Consider the following 22,369-nt stretch of genomic DNA (forward strand, 5'->3'; position numbering starts at 1 on the left):
GAGTCCGGCGGCGAGGGCGGGCCGTGTGCCACGTCGTGGAGGCGGGCCTAACCCTGGGGGTCGAGGTCGATCTCCGCCGTGCGTTCCTCCGGGGTTTTGCCCAGCAGCGGCTTCTGCATCGCCTGGGCCACGTCCGCCGCCGACAAGGGGTGTTCCTTGCCGTCGGCCTTCGTGATCGTCAGGCCCTCGAAGACGCCGTCCAGGAGGTTCTCGATCGCCGCCCTGTCGTAGACCTCGACCAGTTTTCCGTCGATCGCCTTCATGGAGAGGATCTGCGGCAGTGACCGGTCCGGGCCGAACTGGATCTGTTTGCCGCCCGCCTTGATCGTGATCAGGCCCGACATCGCCGGTTCCGCGAAGTCCTTCATCGCGCGGTCGAGTTCGGCCTGATCGATCGTCGGTTCGCGGCTGCCGATGGGCAGTTCGACGCTGTTGGGCCTGCCCGTCTCGACCTGGGCGCGGTACGCGTCCTTCACCGAGATCATCGAGCGTTCGACATCAAGTGTCTTGCCCGCCTTGCCCGGTACGGGGACGGCCTTGCCCGGTTCGAACTTGATCGTGCCGTCGGCCGCCGAGCCCGAATCGCCCGCGAGGTCGGTGAGGGCGACGCGCAGCTTCTCCTCGTCGACCGGGATCACGGGTTCGGTGACGCGTTCGCCGCCGAAGAGTGAGCCGATCACGGAGATCGGGTTGTAGTCGCTGCCCGCCGCGTTGCGGACCGTCGCCTGGCTGTCGAGGCTGAGCCCCGCCTTGTCGGGGCCGAGCTCCTCCTTCTTGCCGCCGACGGACAGTTGGAGCGGCACGGTCGAACGCTTGCCGAGCGTCCCCTCCAGCTTGTCCACCGCGTCGTCGCGGGTGCCGCCGCCGATGTCCACCCCGAGGACGGTGGTGCCCTTCGGTACGTCGGAGTGGTTCAGGAGCAGCCCGGCGCCGTAGGCGATCACGACCAGCGTGACGATGCCCGCGCCGGCGCCCATCAGCTTGGAGCGGCCCTTCTTCTTGGGAGGCGGGCTCGTCGTCCGCGCGGGTGCCGGGCCCGAGCCGGGGCCCGCAGGTGTGGCGGACCCGGGTCCCGGGGGGCCGGGGAAGTCCGGCGACGAGAAGTCGGGGTTGCCGCCGCCGTGGGACGAGGGCCCCATGGACATGGGGCCGCCGGCAGACGGGACGGGAGGCGCGGGCGGTTGGCCGTCCTGGAACCGTCCACCGGACAGGTCGGCGCGCGGCACCGGGCCCGTCTGGGAACCGGCGGACGGGAACGGTGAGCGGCTCTCCGAGGGCACCACCGGGATGCCGCTGGTGAGCGTGTCGCCCGACACGTGGGTGCCCGGCCCGCCCGGAGGCTCGGGGGCGGGCGGCTGCGGGGTCAGTATGGCCGTGTCGTCCGACATGCGCGGCGGTCCGCCACGGTCGTCCCGGTCGTCGCGACCGGCCGGTGCCGCAGGGCCCGCGGGGCCGCTCGTGGCGCCCAGGTCGGCGCCCGCCGGCAGGTCCAGGAAGGCGAGCGACGACGTGCCGCTCGCAGGGCCCGAGGTCGGTCCGTCGGGCGCGCCGACACCGAACGCCGGTGTGCTGCCGCCGCTGCCGGGCGGCATGAAGGCGTTGCCTCCGGGGGCCGGCGGGCGTGGCACGCCCGCGCCACCCCGGGTGTCCGGTCCGGGGACGGACGGGCCGGGCGCGGTCGCCGCCGCGCCGGCGCCCATCGCGCCGCCGAGCGTGCCCCCGGTCGAGGGCTTGCGCGGCGCGAACCAGTCGCTCGTCGCGGGCTTGTCCGCCGACGGCGCGTCCTCGTCGGCCGCACCCGTGTCGGGTCCGGCGCCGGAGCGCGGCGCGCCGCCGGTGTCGTCGGAGGCATCCCGGCCCGCCGGTGCGGCCGGACCTGCGGGTCCGCCCGATCCGGAGGGGCCGCTGTCCGCGTCGCTCATGGGCGTACGCATGACGACGGGCGGAATCGGCCGCGAACCCGGGATGTTGATCCGGATGCGCGTGGTCAGCGTTGTCTCGGTCTTCGGCTCGTCCGGCTGGGCCGGGGCCTCGGCTGTCTCCTCCGGAGCGTCCTGCTCAGGGTGCAGCGACGGATACTGGCGGGATCCGTACGGCGGTGTCCCCGAGGGGTACGCGGCTCCGCCGCGCCCTTGGGGCCCGGAGGACGAACTGTCAGTTTCACGACTCAAAGCAAGTTCTCCCGGGTTGGCTCCGCCGCCCGTTCTTACTGGTACTCAACTGTGTGGGCCCCCAAGCCGGAGGCCAGGGGACGGCCCGGAGCGCGCACCACCATACTGTCCTGCGCCGGACCGCACCCGACGACCGGGGGAAGCGTTTATTCCACCGACCGTACGGACGGGGTCAATTCGGGCCGACAGCTGCGGGGACGGGCGCATCACTTTCCAAGTCGGCCGGACTCCGTGGCCGGTTGCGGTGACCGCGACATGGTGGCACACATCACAGCCACCACCGCACCGCCGAGCAGATAGACGACCGGTCCCAGGCCCGCGGCGAAGACGCCGTCGCCCTCAGGACGGCCGAGACTCAGCACGATGACCGCGATCAGCCAGCCCGCCGCGGGGGCGCCGACGCCGAACGACGTTCCGGTGGCGACCCGGCCTCCGTAGAAGAGGCCCGCGGAGCCGGCCAGCGCGAGGACGAGGCCGCCGGGGAACCAGCCGGCCTGGACGAGCGCGCCCGCCGTGCCGACCACCGCCCCGAGGACCAGGAGACCGAGGTACGCGGCGATGCGCCCGGGTCTGGGCGGGGACGCGAGCCACGCACCGGGCTCGCCGCCACCTCCGGCACCCGCGCCCGCACGGGGACCCGCGCCCGCACCGGCACCCGCACCCGCTCTCGTGGCACCGCTCGTCGCCTTCGGGCGGCCCCCCGCGCCCTGGCGCCCGCTCACTCGCCCACCCCCGCGAAGAGATCCGTCTCGCGCACGCCGTCGTCCGCGCCGGAGGCGCCCCGTACCAACTGGTAGTACTCCGTGGTGAAAAGCGGCTGTCCGAGGCCGTTGGAGAGCGCGAAGAAGGCCCCGTCCACGACGATCTGGGTCTCATGGGCGCGCATCGCCGCGGCCTTGTGCGCCGCGTACGCCGTCCCGTCGATCTCCGCCGTGATCTCGCCGTCGTCCACCACACCGGGGACGTCGTCGATGTCCGCCACGCCCTCGAAGCCCGGCCCGGAGGCGCGCAGTTGGGCGAAGCCCTCCTCGGCGGCCGAGCGCGGCACCCGGTTCCAGTAGATCTTCCCGATCGTGTGCGGGGCGCCGAGGCCGGGCCGGAAGTGGCCGTCCGCGGCCAGTTCGGCGGCGCGCGTGGCGACGCGATGGGCCTGGATGTGGTCGGGATGGCCGTAGCCGCCGTGGGGGTCGTACGTCACCAGCACCTGCGGCCGTACGGTACGGATCACCTCCACGAGGTACGCGGCGGCGCCGTCCACGTCAGCGCCCCAGAAGGCGTCCTCGTGGTCGTTCTGCGGGAAGCCCATCATCCCGGAGTCCCTGAACCGCCCCCGGCCGCCCAGCAGCCGGTGGTCGGCGACGCCGAGCTCTCTCATCGCCGCGGTGAGTTCACCGTCGCGGTGGGCCCCGAGCGCGCTGAAGGCGCCCGTCGACTCACCGCCGGGCGCCAGATGGGCGAGCGAGGGCGGGATGACCTCGCCCTCCTCACCGAGTGTGCAGGTCACCAGAGTGACCTGGGCGCCCTCGGCCGCGTACCTGGCCATCGTGGCGCCGTTGTTGATCGACTCGTCGTCGGGGTGCGCGTGGACCAGGAGCAGACGACGGTCGGGAAGATCGGTCATGCGCACAGCGTACGAGGCGGGCCCTCACGGGCATGCCCAGGCCGCACGGACGCGGGGGCGGACACGGGAACGGAAGCGGGACGGGCTCCAGGACGCGTCGGCCCTAGAACTGCAGGTCACCGATCATCCCCGCCACGTTCGTGGTGAGGTCGCTGATCGTGGGGGCCACCGACGAGCTGGCCAGGTAGAAGCCGAGTAATACGCAGACCAACGCATGTCCGCCCTTCAGCCCGGATTTCCGGACCAACAGGACGACAATGATCGCCAGCAGCACCACCGCCGAAATCGAGAGTGCCACGGCGGTTCACCTCCACAGATGTTCGGCGGATATTCGATCGGGACGAGCAACACGCATGTGCCGGCGGGTACATACCCACTTGGCGCTATGGATCATAACTATCCGCCGGAACGCATCGATCGGTGCACGGCAGCACATGGGGGCGCACGAACGACTGGGACGGACGCTAGGTTCGGTCGTATGACCTCGAGGCAACAACTCTCCTTTCCTCGCCAGTACGCAAGGACCCAGCGGTTCACGCTCGGTGCTCCGCGCGCCTTCACGGTGTCCCCCGACGGTTCGCGGGTGGCCTTCCTCCGTTCCGCCTCAGGAACGGACCGGACGAACCGCCTGTGGGTGCTCGATCTCGACGACAGATCGGGTACGGCGCGCGAACGGATCGCCGCCGACCCGGAGGCCCTGCTGGCGGGCACACCGGAGGAGCTCTCGGCCGAGGAGCGCGCCCGCCGGGAGCGGAGCCGTGAGGGGTCGGCGGGCATCGTCGGCTACGCGGTGGACGGCGCCGCCGAGTTGGCGGCCTTCGCCCTGTCGGGGCGGCTGTTCACCGCCGGGCTGCGCGCCGGGACGGCGCGCGAACTGCCCGTCCCGGGGCCGGTGATCGACCCGAGGCCGTCGCCCGACGGGCGGCACATCGCCTATGTGGCCGGGGGCACGCTGCGGGTGACGGGCGCCGAGGGGGACGGCGACCGTGAGTTGGCGGTGCCGGAGGACGGGCAGACCACGTACGGTCTGGCCGAATTCATCGCTGCCGAGGAGATGAGCCGGTCGCGCGGTTTCTGGTGGTCGCCGGAGTCGGACCGGCTGTTGGTCGCGCGGGTCGACGGGGCGGACGTACAGCGCTGGTGGATCGCCGACCCCGCGCACCCCGACCGTGAACCGTCGACGATCGCCTATCCCTCGGCGGGCACACCCAATGCTGACGTGCGGCTTTATCTGATCGGCCTCGACGGCTCGCGTACGGAGGTGGTCTGGGACCGGGTCGAGTCGCCGTATCTCGCGGCCGTCCACTGGTCGTCGGCGGGTGAGCCGTTGCTGCTCGTGCAGGAGCGGCACCAGCGTTCTCAGCGCTGTCTGTCGGTCGACACGGCGACTGGTGAGACACGGCTCCTCTGTAAGGAGACGGACCCGGCTTGGCTTGAACTTTTCGCCGGTGTACCGGCTTTGACACCCGGCGGCGAGCTGGTGCGGATAGTGGACACCCCGGCCGGCGAGCACGGCGCGGACGGGGCGGACGGCGCGGGAGCCGAGGGTGGCGCGCGCGTGCTGTTCGTCGGTGACCGGGCGCTGACCGGGCCCCAGTTGCAGCTGCGCGCGGTCCTCGACATCGGCGAGCACGACGTGTTGGTGTCGGCGGCGGCGGGTGAGACCGCCGAGGCGCCCGAGACCGGTGAGATCCATGTCTACCGGGTCCCCTACGGGGACCACGGCGACGTGCGGGACGCCGCCGGGCCGTCAGGGGCGGGCGAAGCCGGCGAGGCCCAGGAGGCCCGTACATGGGGCCCCGAGCGCGTTTCGGAGGGTACGGGCGTGCACACCGCCGTCCGCGCGGGCGGTGTCATGGTGCTCGCGTCGGCCCGCCCCGAGGTCAGCGGAACGGTGGTGCAGGTGGTGCGGGAGGGCAAACAGCTCGCCGTGATCACCTCGTACGCGCAGCAGCCGAATCTCACCCCGCGCGTACAGCTCACGGAGGGGGGCGCACACCGAATTCCGTGCGCCGTTCTGCTCCCCACGGACTACCGGGAAGCGGACGGTCCGCTTCCGGTGCTGCTGGATCCCTACGCCGGCCCGCACGGCCAGCGGGTGGTGGCGGCGCACAATCCGTACCTCACGTCCCAGTGGTTCGCCGACCAGGGCTTCGCCGTCGTCGTCGCGGACGGCCGGGGCAGTCCGGGCCGCTCCCCCGCCTGGGAGAAAGCGGTGAAGGACAATCTGCCGCTCACGCTGGACGACCAGATCGAGGCGCTCCAGGCACTCGCCGAGCGGTTCCCGCTGGATCAGTCACGCGTGGCCATCCGCGGCTGGAGTTACGGCGGTTACCTCGCCGGACTCGCCGCGCTGCGCCGCCCCGACGTCTTCCACGCGGCGATCGCGGGCGCCCCGGTGACCGACTGGCGGCTGTACGACACCCACTACACGGAGCGCTATCTGGGCGACCCGGCGGAGGCGGCCGAGGTGTACGCGGTCAACTCGCTGGTCACCGACGACGGGCTCGCGGAGCCCGCGAGTCCGGTGCGGCCGATAATGATCATCCATGGTCTGGCGGACGACAACGTCGTGATGACGCACACGCTGCGGCTGTCGTCGGCGCTGCTGTCGGCGGGCCGGCCGCACGAGGTGCTGCCGCTCACCGGGGTGACGCACATGACGCCGCAGGAGCAGATCGCGGAGAACCTGCTGCTGCTCCAGGTGGACTTCCTGAAGCGTTCGCTCGGGATGCCGTAGGCCGCGGACGGGGTCCGGACCTGGTCCCGTGACGCCGTACGCCCGGCCGGAGCCTCACCAGCCGGGCGGCGGCGACGAGGGCGGTGGCGGGCCGAACCCGCCGCCGCCCTGACCGCTCTGGCCGCCCTGGCCTCCGTAACCGCCGCCGGCGCCATAACCGCCGGTGCCGTAACCACCGGCGCCGTAACCGCCACCACCGCCCGCCGGATACCCGTACCCATACCCCTGCCCGTACCCCTCCGGCTCGGGCTGCCCCCACGCCGGCCCGACCGGCCCGGCACCGCCCGGCATGTCCTCCTCGCCCTTGCGGGCGAGCGCGAACAGCGCCAGGCAGCCCGCGCCGAGCCCGAACAGCAGGCTGGCGAGGGAAAGTTGTTCAATCGTTGCCAACTCGCCGAAGTGGTCGAGCGCTTCGTACCGCAGGGCCCTCGCCAGAGCCGCGCCGCCGACGCCCACCAGCAGCGCGGCCGCCACCATGCCGAGCGGCCGTGAGAACGGTGTGTGGAAGAGCGCCCCGACGGCCGCCGCGAGGCAGAGCAGCACGATCGCCGCGTTCAGCCAGCCGGGCGGCGTACCGAGGAGCGACAGCAGGACCGACTCGCCCGTGACGCGGTCGAGATACACCTCAAGGCCCAGCCGCTGGCCCCAGTAGACCTCCCAGGCGGCCCAGATGCCCGCCGCGGCGCCGAGCAGCAGGAAAGCGGCCACGGAGACGCCCTGCGTGGGCCGGGTCGGCGTCAGCGCGTACGCGGAGTCCGGCGGCCTGCGCCCGGCCACGGCCGTGATGAGCAGCGCGACGCCCACCCCGAGAACGCCGAAGGCGCAGAACAGCGCGCGGGTACGTAGCTCCTCCGAGGCCCGGCCCTCCATCCAGGACGAGCTGAGCACCCAGAGCGCCGGCAGCCGGACGGCGAGCGTGAGGAGGCCGGCGGCGAAGAGGGCGGACGCGGCGACCGCCGAGCGCACGACGACGACGGCCACGACCGTGTACACGACCAGCAGCACGGGGTCCAGCAGAGAGGTCGCGGGCGGGGCGGCGGCCCGGCCGCTGCCCTGGTCCGCCCAGGACCACCACAGATCGACGGGCCCGTCCGTCACCCGGAGATCCCGCACGATCCACGCGGCGGCGACGACGGCGAGCACGGCGCACAGCACCGCGCCGGTGATCCTGGCCCCGCGGGTGAATATCACACCGCGATGGTCCCGGTTGAGCGCTCCGGGAACAAGGGCACCGGACACCTCGGGAGGAGTCCTACGGGCGACCGGCCGGGACCTCAGGATCCCGGCCGGTCCAACGGCACCCGCACGGCCGTACGTCGACCAATGTGACCCGTCCGTATATCGGCGAAGCGTCGGCGAAGTTTCCTGCGTGTCAACGGACCTGACGTCTCAATCACATCTCCTTGTCCGGATCCGGCCCCTGCTCCCCACCCTCGCCACCCGGCCCGCGCGCCTCTCCGGGCCCGGCCGTACTCGCCACCACCTGCCGTTCCTCGGCGAAGTGGCACGCCGAGTCGTGCTCCGCCGGGCCCTCCGTCCCCCGGAAGACCGCGGGCACGGCGAGCAGCGGCACCTCCAGGGCGCACCGCTCCTGCGCCTTCCAGCAGCGCGTACGGAACCGGCAGCCGGACGGCGGATGCGCCGGCGAGGGCACCTCACCGGTCAGGATGATCCGCTCGCGGCCCTCGCGGGCCGCCGGGTCGGGCACCGGCACCGCGGAGAGCAGCGCCTGCGTGTAGGGATGGGTGGGGTGCTCGTAGATCTGGGTGTCCGTGCCGATCTCGATGATCCGCCCCAGATACATCACCCCGACCCGGTCGGAGATGTGCCGGACGATCGACAGGTCGTGGGCGATGAAGACGTAACTGAGGCCGAACTCGTTCTGGAGGCGTTCCATCAGGTTGATGACCTGCGCCTGCACGGAGACGTCGAGAGCCGAGACAGGTTCGTCGGCGACGATGACCTCGGGCCGCAGCGCCAGCCCGCGCGCGATGCCGATGCGCTGGCGCTGGCCGCCGGAGAACTGGTGCGGATAGCGGTTGATGTACTCGGGGTTGAGCCCGACCACGTCGAGCAGGTCCTGCACCATCCGCCGCCGGTCGCCCTTCGGCGCGACCTCGGGGTGGATGTCGAAGGGCTCGCCGATGATGTCGCCGACCGTCATACGCGGGTTCAGCGAGGTGTACGGGTCCTGGAAGACCATCTGGATGTTGCGCCGTACGGCCTTCAGCGCGCGGCCCGACAGCCGGGTGATGTCCTCGCCCTTGTAGCGGATCTCCCCGGACGTCGGCCGCTCCAGATTGACGAGCATCCGCGCCACGGTGGACTTGCCGCAGCCGGACTCGCCCACGACGCCCAGCGTCTCGCCGGCCGCCAGGTCGAAGGAGACGCCGTCGACCGCCTTGACCGCCCCGATCTGCCGCTTGAAGACAATGCCCTGGGTGAGCGGGAAGTGCTTCACCAGGTCGCGTACTTCCAGAATGGGCTCAGACGTCGACGTCATCGAGGGTCTCCCTCCAGAAGAAGCAGGCGCTGTGCCGGTTCTCGTCGACCTCGAAGAGCGGCGGCACATCCGTACGGCAGATGTCCTGCGCCCGCGGGCAGCGCGGGTTGAAGGCGCAACCGGGCGGGATGCGCAGCAGGTTGGGCGGCAGGCCCTTGATCGCGTACAGGTCCCGGCCCTTCTGGTCGAGCCGGGGAATCGAGTCGAGCAGGCCGCGGGTGTAGGGGTGGGCGGGGGCCTTGTAGATGTCGTGGACGGGGGCGGACTCGACGATCCGGCCCGCGTACATGACCGCGATCTTGTCCGCGACGTCGGCGACGACGCCGAGGTCGTGGGTGATCAGGATCAGCCCCATGTTCAGCTCGCGCTGGAGATCCGCGAGCAGCTCCATGACCTGGGCCTGGACGGTCACGTCGAGGGCGGTCGTCGGCTCGTCGGCGATGATCAGCGAGGGTTCGAGCGCCATCGCCATGGCGATCATGATGCGCTGGCGCATACCGCCGGAGAACTGGTGCGGGTAGTCGTTCACCCGCTCCTTGGCCGCCGGGATCCGTACCCGGTCCATGAGTTCGACGGCCTTCGCCCGCGCCTCCTTGCGGGACATCCCCCGGTGGACGATGAACATCTCGCCGAGCTGCGCGCCCACGCTCAGCACCGGGTTGAGCGAGGAGAGGGCGTCCTGGAAGATCATCGCCATGTCGGCGCCGCGGATCTTCCGCCGCTGGTCCTCCTTGACCTTGAGCAGGTCCTGGCCCTTGAACAGCACCTCGCCGCCCGCGATTTTGCCGGGCGGGACGTCCAGGATGCCCATGATCGCCTGCGCGGTCACGGACTTGCCGGAGCCCGACTCGCCGAGCACGGCCAGGGTCTCACCCGCGTCGACCGAGTAGCTGACCCCGTTGACCGCCTTCGCGACGCCGTCGCGGGTGTGGAACTCCACATGCAGATCGCGCACTTCGAGCAACATGGACCGGCTCCTCAGCGCAGCTTGGGGTCGAGGGCGTCGCGCACCGCGTCGCCGAGCATGATGAAGGCGAGCACGGTGATGGCCAGGGCGCCGGCCGGCCAGAGCAGCATGTGCGGGGCGTTGCGGATGAACTTCGACGCGTCGGAGATGTCGATGCCCCAGGACACGGAGGGCGGTTTGAGGCCGACTCCGAGGTAGGACAGGGTCGCCTCCAGCGCGATGTACGTGCCGAGCGCGATGGTCGCGACCACGATGACCGGGGCGACGGCGTTGGGCAGCACATGGCGCAGCATCATCCGGGAGTTGGAGGCGCCCAGGGCGCGCGCCGCCTGGACGAAGTCGTTCTGCTTGATGGTGATGACGGAGCCGCGGGCGATCCGGGAGATCTGCGGCCAGCCGAGCAGCACCATGAAGCCGACCACGGGCCAGACGCTTGAGCTGGTGACCACGGAGAGCAGGACCAGGCCGCCGAGCACCACCGGGATGCCGAAGAAGATGTCGGTGACGCGGGAGAGGATCGCGTCCCAGAAGCCGCCGAAGAAGCCGGCCAGACCGCCGAGGGCGGTTCCGACGAGCGCGACGCCGAGGGTGGCGCAGACGCCGACGGTGACCGAGGCGCGGGCGCCGTAGACGGTACGGGTGTAGACGTCGCAGCCCTGGGCGGTGAAGCCGAAGGGGTGGCCGGGCTGGGAGCCCTCCTGGGCCTTGGAGAGGTTGCAGGAGAGCGGGTTGCCCGAGGCGATCAGCTGGGGCCAGATCGCGATGATCACCAGGAAGATGATGACGAGGCCCGAGATGATGAAGATGGGGTTGCGGCGCAGGTCGCGCCAGGCGTCCGACCAGAGGCTGCGGGCCTTCTCGTCGGGCCCCTTGCCGTCGCCCTGGTCGAGTCCTTCGAGGCCGGCGCCGTCGCTGGTGGCGAGGTCCATGGCGCCGCCGGTGCCGGTCGGGGCGATGGCTCCTTCGTCCTTGGGGGGCTGTGGCTCAGGCATAGCGGATCCTCGGGTCGAGTACGGCGTAGAGAAGGTCGACCAGCAGATTCGCGAGCAGGAAGATGATGACGAGGATCGTCACGAAGCCGACGACGGTCTGGGTGTTCTGGCGCAGGATGCCCTGGTAGAGCTGGTAGCCGACGCCGTGGATGTTGAAGATCCGCTCGGTGACGATCGCGCCGCCCATCAGTGCTCCGATGTCGGTGCCGATGAAGGTGACCACCGGGATGAGTGAGTTGCGCAGCAGATGCCGGGTGATCACTCGATGTCTCGGCAGGCCCTTGGCGATGGCGGTACGGACGTAGTCGGCGCGGTTGTTCTCGGCGATGGAGGTCCGGGTCAGCCGGGTGACGTACGCCAGGGACACGGAGGCCAGCACAAGGCCGGGCACGATCAGTTCGTCGAGCGGGGCCGACGTGGAGACCGACGGGGAGATGATGTTCCACTTCACCCCGAGGAGCAGCTGCACGATCAGACCGGTCACGAACGTCGGTACGGAGATGACGACCAGGGTCAGCAGCAGGACGCCGCTGTCGACCGGCCGGCCGCGCCGCAGGCCGGTGATCACGCCGAGCGTGATGCCGATGATGATCTCGAAGACGATCGCGACGATCGTCAGCCTGATGGTGATCGGGAAGGCCGTGCCCATCAGCTCGGTGACCTTCTGGCCGTTGAAGGCCGTACCGAAGTCGCCGGTGAAGACGTTGCCCATGTAGGTGAGGTACTGCTGCCACACCGGCTTGTCGAGACCGAACTGGCTGCGCAGCTGCGCGGCGGTCGCCGGGTCGCACTGCCGCTCGCCGCAGAGACCCGCGATGGGGTCGCCCATCACGTTGACCATGAGGAAGATCAGCATCGTCGCGCCGATGAAGACCGGGATCATCTGCAGCAGACGCCGGATCACATAACGTCCCATGAAGGGCTCCGGGGGTCGTGGTCGGGTCTTTGGCCGTACGCCTCTTCTGCCGTACGTGGCGGGGGAAGGCGGGCGGCCCGGCGCGGGGAGGGTGCGCCGGGCCGGACCGCCTCCGGCGTCAGTTGACCTTGATCTCGTTGTAGACGGGGACGCTGAAGGGGTTCAGCGCGACGTTGCTCAGCCGCTCCGAGTAGCCGGCGCTGCCGTTCTGGTACCAGAGCGGAATGGCGGCCATGTTGTCCCGTACGACGCCCTCGGCCTGCTGGAACTTCTTGATCGCGGCCTGGGTGTCGGTCTCGGCGTTCGCCTCGTTGACGAGCTTGTCGAACTGGGCGTTGGTCCACTTGCCGTCGTTGGACGAGGCGTTGGTGAAGTACAGCGGCTGGAGGAAGTTCTGGATCAGCGGGTAGTCCATCTGCCAGCCGGCCCGGAACGGACCGGGCATCTTCTGCTGGGTGATCTGGCTGCGGAAGTCCGCGAAGGTGCCGATCGGCCTGCCCACGCACGCCCGGTCGTTGCCGAGGGTGTTGTTGATGCTGTTGCAGACGGCGTCGATCCAGTCCTTGTGGGAGCCGGTGTCCGCGTTGTACGAGAGCTGGATCCGGCCGCCCGGGAGGCCGCCGCCGTCGGCGATCATCTTCTTCGCGGCGGCGGGGTCGAAGTCGCACGCCTTGCCGCAGAGACCGGCCTGGAAGCCGCCCGCCTTGCCGAGGACCGGGGAGGTCCAGTCGGTGGCCGGGGTACGGGTCTTCTGGAAGATCGTCTCGGTGATCTGCTTGCGGTTGATCGCCATCGACAGACCGGTGCGGACCTTCTTCGCGCCCGCGGTGTTCCAGGCCTTGTCGTAGAACGGGAAGGCGAGGGTCTGGATGATGCCCGCGGGAGTGTTGATGTAGCGGGACCCCAGGTCGGAGGGCGCGTTCTTGAGCTGGGAGGCCGGGACGTCGTCGACGAGGTCCAGATTGCCCGCCGTCAGGTCGGTGTAGGCGGTGTTGTTGTCGGTGTAGACCTTCAGGTCCACGCCGCCGTTCTGCGCCTTGTCCGGGCCGGGGTACTTGTCCCACTTTCGCAGGGACATCTGCGAGCCCTTGGTGTACGAGTCGATGCTGTACGGCCCGTTGCCGACCGGCTTGGAGAGCCAGCCCGCGTGGTCCTTGAAGAACGCGGAGGGCAGGGGCGCGAACGCGGCGTACCCGAGGGTGTCGGGCCAGGTGGAGAACTTCTGGGAGAGCTTGACGGTGAAGGTCTGGGGGCCGGTGACCTCGAGGCCGGACAGCGTGGTGGCGGTGGGCTTGCCCGTGTCGGGGTGGACCGCCGTGTAGCCGTCGATCTGGCCGAAGAAGTAGGCGTTGCGCTGGTTGTTCGTCAGGTTGGCGCCGTAGTTCCAGGCGTCCACGAAGGACTTCGCGGTGACCTTCTCGCCGTTGCTGAAGGTCCAGCCGCTCTTCACGGTGATCGTGAAGTTCGTCGAGTCCTTCGTGTCGATCTTCTCGGCGAGCATGTTCTCGGCCTTGGCGGTCTTCGGGTTGTACCGCTTGAGTCCCCGGAAGACCATGTCGAGGACCTTGCCGCCCTGGACCTCGTTCGTGTTGGCGGGCTCCAGCGGGTTCTGCGGGTCGCCCCAGGACGAGCTGAGCACTCCGTCGGCGCCACCCCCGCCGCCGCTGCCGCTCCCACCGCCGCCGCCGCAGGCAGTCGCCGTGAGGGCGACGGCGAGCGCACCTGCGGCCCACTTGGCGTGCGTGGCTCCGCGCATGGAGTTCCTCCTGAGTCCTGACTGTCACTTAGGCCCAAATATCACTCCCTTTCAGATATTGCGCATGTATTGGGCACCCGTGCGGGGAAACGGGGGGCGGACGGTGCCCGGAGCGGCCCGGCGGACATGACAGAGGCCCGGACCGCGTACGGTCCGGGCCTCTCGTCGTTCGTTCACCGACACCTCATGCGGCGTGGATGACGTTCTTCTCCTCGGCGAAGTGGCAGGCCGACTCGTGCGCCGCCGGGGTGGTCGAGGTGACGAAGCGCTCGGGGATCGCCAGCAGCGGGACCTCCTGGGCGCACTTCTCCTGGGCCTTCCAGCAGCGGGTACGGAAGCGGCAGCCGGACGGCGGGTTCGCCGGGGACGGCACGTCGCCGGAGAGGATGATCCGGTCGCGGCCGCTGCGGGCCTCCGGGTCGGGGACCGGGACCGCCGACAGCAGCGCCTGGGTGTAGGGGTGCGTCGGGTGGTCGTAGATCTGGGTGTCCGTACCGATCTCGGCCATCTTGCCGAGGTACATGACACCGACCCGGTCGGAGATGTGCCGGACGATCGACAGGTCGTGCGCGATGAAGATGTAGGACAGGTTGAACTCGTCCTGGAGCTTCTCCATCAGGTTGATGACCTGTGCCTGCACGGACACGTCCAGCGCCGAGACCGGCTCGTCGCAGATGATGATCTCGGGGTTGAGCGCGAGACCGCGTGCGATGCCGATGCGCTGGCGCTGGCCGCCGGAGAACTGGTGCGGGTACCTGTTGATGTACTCCGGGTTCAGTCCCACGACGTCGAGCAGGTCCTGGACCTTGCCCCGCCGGCTGCCCTTCGGCGCCACCTCGGGGTGGATGTCGAAGGGCTCGCCGATGATGTCGCCGACCGTCATACGCGGGTTCAGCGAGGTGTACGGGTCCTGGAAGACCATCTGGATGTTCCGGCGGACCGCCTTGAGCGCCCGCCCGGACAGCCGGGTGATGTCCTGGCCCTTGTAGAAGACCTCGCCCGCGGTCGCCGTCTCCAGCGTCATCAGCAGCCGGGCGACCGTGGACTTGCCACAGCCCGACTCGCCGACGATGCCCAGCGTCTCGCCCTGGTAGAGGTCGAAGGAGACCCCGTCCACGGCCTTGACCGCGCCGACCTGGCGCTTGAAGAGGATGCCCTGGGTCAGCGGGAAGTGCTTGACCAGGTTGCGGACCTGGAGGATCGGCTCCCCGCGCTCGGCCGGCGCCTCGATGGCGGCGACCGCCGCCGACTCGGTGGGGGCGTCGACCTCCTCCACCTTGGTGACGTTGGGGGTGACGACCGCGGACGTGGCGTCCGCCGGCCCGGTCGGGTTCCCGTCCGTCTTGCTGGGCTCAGCCATGGATCGTCTCCTTCCAGAAGTGGCACGCGCTGCCGCGGCCGGGCAGCTCGGTGCCGTCCTGCTCGGTCACCGGGTCGAGGACCGGGACATCCGTGCGGCAGATGTCCTGCGCCTTCGGGCAGCGCGGGTTGAACGCGCAGCCGGCCGGAATCTTGAGCAGGTTGGGCGGCAGGCCCTTGATCGCGTAGAGCTCCTGCCCCTTCTGGTCGAGCCGCGGGATGGAGTCGAGCAGACCACGTGTGTACGGGTGCGCCGGGCGCTTGTACAGCTCGCCCACCGGTGCGGTCTCCACGATCCGGCCCGCGTACATGACCGCGATCTTGTCCGCGACGTCGGCGACGACGCCGAGGTCGTGGGTGATCAGGATCAGCCCCATGTTGAACTCGCTCTGCAGATCCGCGAGCAGGTCCATCACCTGGGCCTGGACGGTCACGTCGAGCGCGGTCGTGGGCTCGTCCGCGATGATCAGGTCGGGCTCCAGGGCGAGCGCCATCGCGATCATGATGCGCTGGCGCATACCGCCGGAGAACTGGTGCGGGTAGTCGTTGACCCGCGCCTTCGCCGCCGGGATGTTGACCCGCTCCATCAGCTCGATGGCCTTGGCCTTGGCGGCCTTGCGGGACAGTCCCTCGTGGACCCGGTACATCTCGCCGAGCTGGTAGCCCACCGAGAGCACGGGGTTGAGCGAGGAGAGCGCGTCCTGGAAGATCATCGCGATCTTCCGGCCGCGGATCTTCCGCCGCTCCTCGTAGCTCATGGTGAGCATGTCCTGCCCGCGGTACAGGATCTGGCCCTGCGGGATGGAGCCGGGCGGCATGTCGAGAATGCCCATGATCGCCTGCGCGGTCACGGACTTGCCGGAGCCGGACTCACCGAGCACGGCCAGGGTCTCGCCCGAGGACACGCTGTAGTTCACGCCGTTGACGGCCTTGGCGACACCGTCCCGGGTGTGGAACTCCACGTGGAGGTCGCGTACTTCGAGCAGTGGGGTGGTGTCCGAGTCGCCCGATCGGGGCGCCGGGACACTTGAGGTTTCTTCGATGATGGTCACGTACGCCCTCCTCAGCGCAACTTCGGGTCGAGGGCGTCGCGGACGGCGTCACCCAGCATGATGAACGCGAAGACCGTGAGGCTCAGCATTCCGGCCGGGAAGAACAGGGCGTGCGGGTTGTCCCTGATGTCCTTGCTGCCCTGGGCGATGTCGATGCCCCAGGAAATGGTCGGGTCGGCGAGACCGAGACCCAGGAACGACAGGGTCGCCTCGGCCGAGATGTAGCCACCCAGCGCGATCGTGGCGACGACGATGGTCGGCGCCATGGCGTTCGGCAGGACATGACGGAAGAGGATCCGCCTGGTGCCCGCGCCGAGGGCGCGCGCGGCCGTCACGTAGTCCGCCTGCTTCGCGGTGATCACCGACGCGCGCATCACGCGGCAGATCGACGTCCAGCCCAGGAAGGCGAGGGCGAAGATCACGACGTACACCTTGCGCTCGGTGAAGGCGTTCAGGACGACCATCGCGCCGAGCAGGAAGGGAATGCCGAAGAAGATGTCGGTGATACGGGAGATGATCGAGTCGAGCCAGCCGCCGAAGTAGCCGGCCAGCATGCCGAGCAGTCCGCCGATGAGCGTCACCGCCGCGGTCACGCCGACACCCACCAGGATCGAGGCGCGCGTCCCGTAGACGACACGCGCGTAGATCGAACGGCCCTGGCCGTCGTAGCCGAACCAGTCGGGCTGGAAGAAGCTGCCCAGCTCCGGCTTGGTCAGGAAGTGGTTGGTGAGGTCGCCGTCGCGCGGGTCGACGCTGGTGAACAGCCCCGGGAAGGTGGCGACGACTATCAGGAAGAGCAGGAGGATCGAGGAGATCCAGAACATCGGGCGGTGCCGCAGGTCGTACCAGGCGTCGCCCCACAGACTGCGGGGCTTGCCCTGGGACTTGTGGCCTTCGGCCGCGGTCTCGGGAGCGCCCGCCGCCGGCGGCGCGATGGCGTCGGTGGCCGCGTCGGTCTTGGTCTTTGTCACGTCAGGCATACCGGATCCTCGGGTCCAGGACCGCGTACAGCAGGTCGACGACCAGGTTGATCAGAAGGATGATGAGCACGAAGACCGTGACCACGCCGACGATCGTCGAGCCCTCACGGCCTTGGAGCGCCTTGAAGAGCAGGTTGCCGACACCCTGGACGTTGAAGATGCCCTCGGTGATGACCGCGCCGCCGATGAAGCCGCCGACGTCGGTGCCGAGGAACGTGACGACCGGGATGAGCGAGTTACGCAGCAGGTGGACGCCGACTATGCGGCGTCGCGGCAGGCCCTTGGCCATCGCGGTACGCATGTAGTCGGCGCGCAGGTTCTCGGCGAACGTCGTGCGGGTCAGCCGTGCCACGTACGCCATCGACAGCATCGCCAGGACGAAACCTGGCAGGAACAACTGGGCGTAGTCCGTGGAGTCCTGCACATTGGGCGCGACCCACCCCAGTTCGTCGGCGAGGACGAAGCGTGCGAGGTAGCCGAGCACGAACACCGGGATCGAGATGACGACGAGCGTGAAGATCAGTACGCCGGTGTCGACGGCCTTGCCGGCCTTCAGGCCCGCCCAGGCGCCGAGGCCGATACCGATGACGATCTCGATGACCAGGGCCACCATGGTGAGCCGGAGCGTCACCGGGAAGGCCTCGGACATCTCGTCGGCGACCTCGCGGCCACCGAACGTCTTGCCGAAGTCTCCCTGGACGAGACCCCACATGTAGTCGACGTACTGCTTCCACAGGGGCTGGTCGAGCCCGAAGTCAGCACGTAGCGCGGCGACCTGCGCGGGGTCCGCCGCCTTGTCACCCCACATCGCCCGGATCGGATCGCCGGGAAGGATGTGGACCATAAGGAAAATAATCAGAGTGGTCCCGATGAATACCGGGATCATCTGGAGCAGTCGCCTGGCGACGTAACGCCCCATCATGCCTCCATGCCGTGAGGGGTCGGCGATGGCCTACGTAGTTTTCTCCGCCACGGGGTATGGGGTGGAGTCTCCCGGGGCCTCGGCCTTGGCCGGGCCGGTGCCGCCGCTCCCCCTGGAGCGGCGGCACCGGCTTACGGTCCCGCTGTCTACTTCTTCGACTTCACCTGAACGTCGGTGAAGATGGGGTCGCCGTCCTGGCCGTAGACGATCTTGCCGAATACGTTCCGGGACTGACCCGAGTTGTTCTTGTAGAACCACAGCGGGATGGCAGGCATGTCAGCCTTCAGGAGCTGCTCGGCGTCCTGGTACATCTTCACCGTCTCCTCGAGCGTCGCCGCCTTGTCCGCCGCGGCGGACAGGTCGTCGAACTCCTTGTTGGAGTAGCCCGAGGTGTTACCGGCGGCGGTGGTGCCGTACAGGTCGCGCATGAAGTTCGAGTTGACCGGGTAGTCGAGCACCCAGCCACCGCGGTACATGGACTTGACCTGCTTGTTGTCACGCGCGTTCAGGTCGGCCTGGAAGTCCGGCTTCGAGTCACCGGTGCACTCGACACCGACGCTCTTGCGGATGCTGTTGCAGACCGCGTCGACCCAGGGCTTGTGGTCCTGGTCGGCGTTGAACTGGATCGAGATCTTGTTGCCGGGGACGCCGCCGCCCTCTTCGATGAGCTTCTTGGCGGCGGCCGGGTCGAACTTCGTGACGTCACCGAGGGAGCCGGCCTTGTAGCCGAGCACACCGCGGGCGACGTACGAGTCCGCCGGGGACCGGGTGCCGTGCAGCACGGTCTTGGTGATCGTGTCACGGTCGATCGCCATGGACAGACCCTGGATGACCTTGGGGTCGATGTCCTTGAACTGGTCCGTGTAGAACGCCGGGACGATCGACTGGACGGCCGAGTACTCCTGGTCGATCGCGCGGTCGCCCAGGTCGTCCTTGTAGCTCGTGAGAGCCGTGGTCGGGACCTGCTCGATCCAGTCGAGGTTGTCCGACCGCAGGTCCGAGTAGGCGGAGTCGGCGGTGGTGTAGTTCTTGAAGTCGATGCCACCGTTCTTGGCCTTGTTCGGCCCGGTGTAGTCCTCGAACTTGCGGACCTTGATCAGCTTCTTGTGGTCCCACGAGACGAACTTGTAGGGGCCGTTGCCGATCGGCTTCTCGCCGGCGGCCTTCGGGTCCTTGAAGAACGACTCGGGAAGCGGGGCCCACACGTCGTAACCCAGCTTGTACGCGAAGTACGAGACCGAGCTGGTCAGCGTGATCGTGAAGGTGTTCTCGTCGACCACCTTCAGACCGGACATCGCCTCGGACTTCGGGTCACCCTTCTCGGGGTGGACGTCCGCGTAGCCCTTGATGTCCTGGAACCAGCTGGAGTTCGTCTGGTTGTTCTTGACGTTGGCCGACCAGTTCCACGAGTCCACGTAGGACTCGGCGGTGACCGGGGTGCCGTCGTGGAACTTCCAGCCCGGCTTGAGCTTGACGGTCCAGACGGACGAGTCGTCGTTCGGGGTGACCGACTCGGCGTTCACGTTCTTGAGCTCGCCGGTGCCGGGCTCGTAGTCGACGAGACCGGAGAAGATGGTCTTCAGGACACGACTGCCCTGGCTCTCCTTGGCGTTGGCCGGCTGCAGCGGGTTCTGCGGCTCGCCGAGCTGTGCGGTCAGAATGCCATTCGGGTCGGCCTTCCCCGCCTTCATGTCGTCGCCGCTGTCGCTGTCCCCGCCGCCACAGGCGGTCGCAGCCAGGGCGATAACTATCGCGCCCGCGACCCACTTGGCGCTCTTGGCACCGCGCATGGGTTCCTCCTCATGAGTCCACTTGTCACAACAAGATGGGCACTGATCGTTACGCCGACACCCCTGACGGCGGTCGATCAGTGCTCCGTGTGTGTGCTCGTGAGTCGGCGCTCCCCACAGCGCATGACCCATTGACCCGAGCTCAATGGAGCCAACTATTAAGTACGCCAGACCCGTAAACCACACCTGCAGCGTCTCGTTTTGACAACATCGACCCACTACCTACGCCCGAAATCCGGACAAAGTAAGCACAGACAGACACCCGCGAAACGGACTGTTAACGCAGCTTCCGGTGAGCGGTACCCGGTATCCGGACGTTTCGGCATGGAAAACGAGTTGACAGAATTCCCCACCTCGGACAAAACAGCCTACTGTCCGGGCACCGCGCGGGGGTAGGCCCCGATCCGGCGGACAGGCCTCAGACCTCCGGCCCGGCACCTCGCGGGCCGGGCCGGGGGACGTACACCTGCCGATGGGTCAGCCGGTGGGTCAGCGCTTGGCGCGGGAGGCCGCGCGGCCACGCTCCTTCTGGTCCAGGACGACCTTGCGGATACGGACCGTCTCCGGGGTCACCTCGATGCACTCGTCGTCGCGGCAGAACTCCAGGGACTGCTCCAGCGACAGCCTGCGCGGCGGCACCACGTTCTCCGTGGTGTCGGCGGAGGCCGCACGCATGTTGGTGAGCTTCTTCTCCTTGGTGATGTTCACGTCCATGTCGTCGGCGCGTGAGTTCTCACCGATGATCATGCCCTCGTACACCTCGGTGCCCGGCTCGGTGAAGATGACACCGCGCTCCTGGAGGTTGACCATCGCGAACGGGGTCACCGAGCCCGAACGGTCCGCGACCAGCGAGCCGTTGTTACGGGTCCGCAGCTCGCCGAACCACGGCTCGTGGCCCTCGAAGATCGAGTGCGCGATGCCGGTGCCGCGGGTCTGGGTGAGGAACTCCGTACGGAAGCCGATGAGTCCGCGGGACGGCACGATCCACTCCATGCGGATCCAGCCGGACCCGTGGTTGGTCATGGTCTCCATCCGGCCCTTGCGGGTCGCCATGAGCTGCGTGATCGCGCCCAGGTGCTCCTCGGGGCAGTCGATCGTCATGCGCTCGATCGGCTCGTGCAGCTTGCCGTCGATGTCCTTGGTGACGACCTCGGGCTTGCCGACCGTCAGCTCGAAGCCCTCACGGCGCATCTGCTCGACCAGGATGGCCAGCGCCAGCTCGCCGCGGCCCTGCACCTCCCAGGTGTCGGGGCGCTCGGTGTCCAGGACGCGCAGCGAGACGTTACCGATCAGCTCGCGGTCCAGCCGGTCCTTCACCTGACGGGCGGTGACCTTGTGGCCCTTGCCGCCCTTGCCGACGAGCGGCGAGGTGTTCGTACCGATGGTCATCGAGATGGCCGGCTCGTCCACCGTGATCAGCGGCAGCGCGATCGGGTTGTCCAGGTCGGCCAGGGTCTCGCCGATCATGATGTCCGGGATACCGGCGATGGCGCAGATGTCGCCGGGGCCCGCCTTCTCGGCGGGCTTGCGGGTGAGCGCCTCGGTCATCAGCAGCTCGGTGATACGGACGTTGGACATCGTGCCGTCACGCTTGATCCACGTGACGGTCTGGCCCTTCTTCAGCTCGCCCTGCTCGACGCGGCACAGCGCGATACGGCCGAGGAAGTTGTCGGCGTCCAGGTTGGTGACGTGGGCCTGGAGCGGCGCGTCCTCGTCGTACACCGGAGCCGGGACGGTGCCCAGGATCGTGGTGAAGAACGGCTCCAGGTTGGTGCTGTCGGCCGGGACCGTGCCGTCCTCCGGCTTGGTCAGCGAGGCGACGCCGTCACGCGCGCAGGCGTAGACGATCGGGAACTCGATCTGGTCCTCGTCCGCGTCCAGGTCGAGGAAGAGGTCGTACGTCTCGTCGACGACCTCGGCGATACGGGCGTCGGGCCGGTCCGTCTTGTTGATGCACAGGATCACCGGCAGCTTGGCCGACAGGGCCTTGCGCAGCACGAAACGGGTCTGCGGCAGCGGGCCCTCGGAGGCGTCGACGAGGAGGACGACCGCGTCGACCATCGACAGGCCTCGCTCGACCTCACCGCCGAAGTCGGCGTGGCCGGGGGTGTCGATGATGTTGATCGTGACCAGGTTCGGGATGTCACCTGTACCGCCCTCCTTGGGGTGGTACTTCACCGCCGTGTTCTTGGCGAGGATCGTGATGCCCTTCTCACGCTCCAGGTCGTTCGAGTCCATCATCCGGTCGTCGAGGTGCTCGGCGGCGTGCGCGGCGAAGGCGCCGGCCTGCTTCAGCATGGCGTCGACCAGAGTGGTCTTGCCATGGTCGACGTGGGCGACGATGGCGACGTTACGGATGTCGTGGCGCGTGGGCATGCTGGCTGGCGCTTCTCTCGATCGTGGGATGCGGCGTTGTTTTCCTCGTACGCCTGCCGGGCGGACACGCCACGGCCGTACCCCATCGTACGGGGCTGGCGCTGCCGGGGCTTCCGGGCCCGATCCGATAAGAGGCGGGGGTGCTGGGGATGTGCTGCGGGGGTGTGCTGCGGGGTGTGGAATCGCCCGGGTCAGGGGGTGGACACGATCTTGCCCGCCGGTGG

Annotated in this window: 17 protein-coding genes; 1 reads left to right on the plus strand and 16 read right to left on the minus strand. The window is 69.0% G+C overall.

The window, feature by feature from the left end; all coding sequences use genetic code 11:
• Nucleotides 1-47: 47 nt before the first annotated feature.
• From ACFT9I_RS36345 to ACFT9I_RS36360, 4 genes are all read right to left on the minus strand, one after another.
• A complete protein-coding gene (locus ACFT9I_RS36345) occupies nt 48-2,171 on the minus strand; it encodes a hypothetical protein (RefSeq protein ID WP_382571630.1) in 2,124 nt (707 codons plus the stop codon).
• Nucleotides 2,172-2,377: 206 nt separating this feature from the next.
• A complete protein-coding gene (locus ACFT9I_RS36350) occupies nt 2,378-2,893 on the minus strand; it encodes a DUF6113 family protein (RefSeq protein WP_382571632.1) in 516 nt (171 codons plus the stop codon).
• Complete coding sequence (gene mshB, locus ACFT9I_RS36355; RefSeq protein WP_382571633.1) at nt 2,890-3,792, minus strand: N-acetyl-1-D-myo-inositol-2-amino-2-deoxy-alpha-D-glucopyranoside deacetylase; 903 nt, start codon at nt 3,790-3,792, stop codon at nt 2,890-2,892. Before mshB ends, ACFT9I_RS36350 begins: the two co-directional genes overlap by 4 nt.
• A gap of 103 nt (nt 3,793-3,895) precedes the next feature.
• The gene (locus ACFT9I_RS36360) at nt 3,896-4,090 is read right to left on the minus strand and encodes a hypothetical protein (protein WP_382571635.1); all 195 of its coding nucleotides are present in this window, start codon (nt 4,088-4,090) and stop codon (nt 3,896-3,898) included.
• A 180-nt stretch (nt 4,091-4,270) separates the two neighbouring features.
• Here ACFT9I_RS36360 and ACFT9I_RS36365 point away from each other — a divergent pair, with 180 nt between their 5' ends.
• Nucleotides 4,271-6,532, plus strand: a complete 2,262-nt coding sequence (locus ACFT9I_RS36365) for a prolyl oligopeptidase family serine peptidase (RefSeq protein ID WP_382571637.1) — start codon at nt 4,271-4,273, stop codon at nt 6,530-6,532.
• 54 nt (nt 6,533-6,586) lie between these two features.
• Here ACFT9I_RS36365 and ACFT9I_RS36370 read toward each other — a convergent pair whose 3' ends face one another.
• From ACFT9I_RS36370 to typA, 12 genes are all read right to left on the minus strand, one after another.
• Nucleotides 6,587-7,723: a hypothetical protein gene (locus tag ACFT9I_RS36370; protein ID WP_382571638.1), complete on the minus strand. Its 1,137-nt coding sequence runs from the start codon at nt 7,721-7,723 to the stop codon at nt 6,587-6,589.
• Nucleotides 7,724-7,925: 202 nt separating this feature from the next.
• Nucleotides 7,926-9,035: an ABC transporter ATP-binding protein gene (locus ACFT9I_RS36375; RefSeq protein WP_382571640.1), complete on the minus strand. Its 1,110-nt coding sequence runs from the start codon at nt 9,033-9,035 to the stop codon at nt 7,926-7,928.
• Nucleotides 9,019-10,002, minus strand: a complete 984-nt coding sequence (locus ACFT9I_RS36380; RefSeq protein ID WP_382571641.1) for an ABC transporter ATP-binding protein — start codon at nt 10,000-10,002, stop codon at nt 9,019-9,021. The genes ACFT9I_RS36375 and ACFT9I_RS36380 overlap by 17 nt, the downstream gene beginning before the upstream one ends.
• Before the next feature lie 11 nt (nt 10,003-10,013).
• Nucleotides 10,014-10,994, minus strand: a complete 981-nt coding sequence (locus ACFT9I_RS36385; RefSeq protein ID WP_382571643.1) for an ABC transporter permease — start codon at nt 10,992-10,994, stop codon at nt 10,014-10,016.
• Nucleotides 10,987-11,910, minus strand: coding sequence for an ABC transporter permease (locus tag ACFT9I_RS36390; protein WP_382571644.1), 924 nt, complete (start codon nt 11,908-11,910; stop codon nt 10,987-10,989). The genes ACFT9I_RS36385 and ACFT9I_RS36390 overlap by 8 nt, the downstream gene beginning before the upstream one ends.
• Nucleotides 11,911-12,028: 118 nt before the next feature.
• Complete coding sequence (locus ACFT9I_RS36395) at nt 12,029-13,666, minus strand: ABC transporter substrate-binding protein (RefSeq protein ID WP_382571646.1); 1,638 nt, start codon at nt 13,664-13,666, stop codon at nt 12,029-12,031.
• Between the two features lie 184 nt (nt 13,667-13,850).
• A complete protein-coding gene (locus ACFT9I_RS36400) occupies nt 13,851-15,026 on the minus strand; it encodes an ABC transporter ATP-binding protein (protein WP_382571647.1) in 1,176 nt (391 codons plus the stop codon).
• Nucleotides 15,019-16,077 carry an ABC transporter ATP-binding protein gene (locus tag ACFT9I_RS36405; protein WP_382571649.1) on the minus strand — a complete coding sequence of 353 codons (1,059 nt, stop codon included), beginning with the start codon at nt 16,075-16,077 and terminating at the stop codon, nt 15,019-15,021. The genes ACFT9I_RS36400 and ACFT9I_RS36405 overlap by 8 nt, the downstream gene beginning before the upstream one ends.
• Before the next feature lie 11 nt (nt 16,078-16,088).
• Complete coding sequence (locus ACFT9I_RS36410; protein WP_382571651.1) at nt 16,089-17,057, minus strand: ABC transporter permease; 969 nt, start codon at nt 17,055-17,057, stop codon at nt 16,089-16,091.
• Nucleotides 17,050-17,976, minus strand: coding sequence for an ABC transporter permease (locus ACFT9I_RS36415; RefSeq protein WP_382571653.1), 927 nt, complete (start codon nt 17,974-17,976; stop codon nt 17,050-17,052). The genes ACFT9I_RS36410 and ACFT9I_RS36415 overlap by 8 nt, the downstream gene beginning before the upstream one ends.
• A gap of 149 nt (nt 17,977-18,125) precedes the next feature.
• On the minus strand, nt 18,126-19,769 hold the full coding sequence (locus tag ACFT9I_RS36420) for an ABC transporter substrate-binding protein (protein ID WP_382571655.1): 1,644 nt from the start codon (nt 19,767-19,769) through the stop codon (nt 18,126-18,128).
• A 489-nt stretch (nt 19,770-20,258) separates the two neighbouring features.
• Nucleotides 20,259-22,145: a translational GTPase TypA gene (gene typA, locus ACFT9I_RS36425; RefSeq protein WP_382571657.1), complete on the minus strand. Its 1,887-nt coding sequence runs from the start codon at nt 22,143-22,145 to the stop codon at nt 20,259-20,261.
• Nucleotides 22,146-22,369: the final 224 nt, after the last annotated feature.

This window comes from Streptomyces sp. NPDC057137, from assembly GCF_042670825.1.
In the GTDB taxonomy this organism is placed as follows: domain Bacteria; phylum Actinomycetota; class Actinomycetes; order Streptomycetales; family Streptomycetaceae; genus Streptomyces.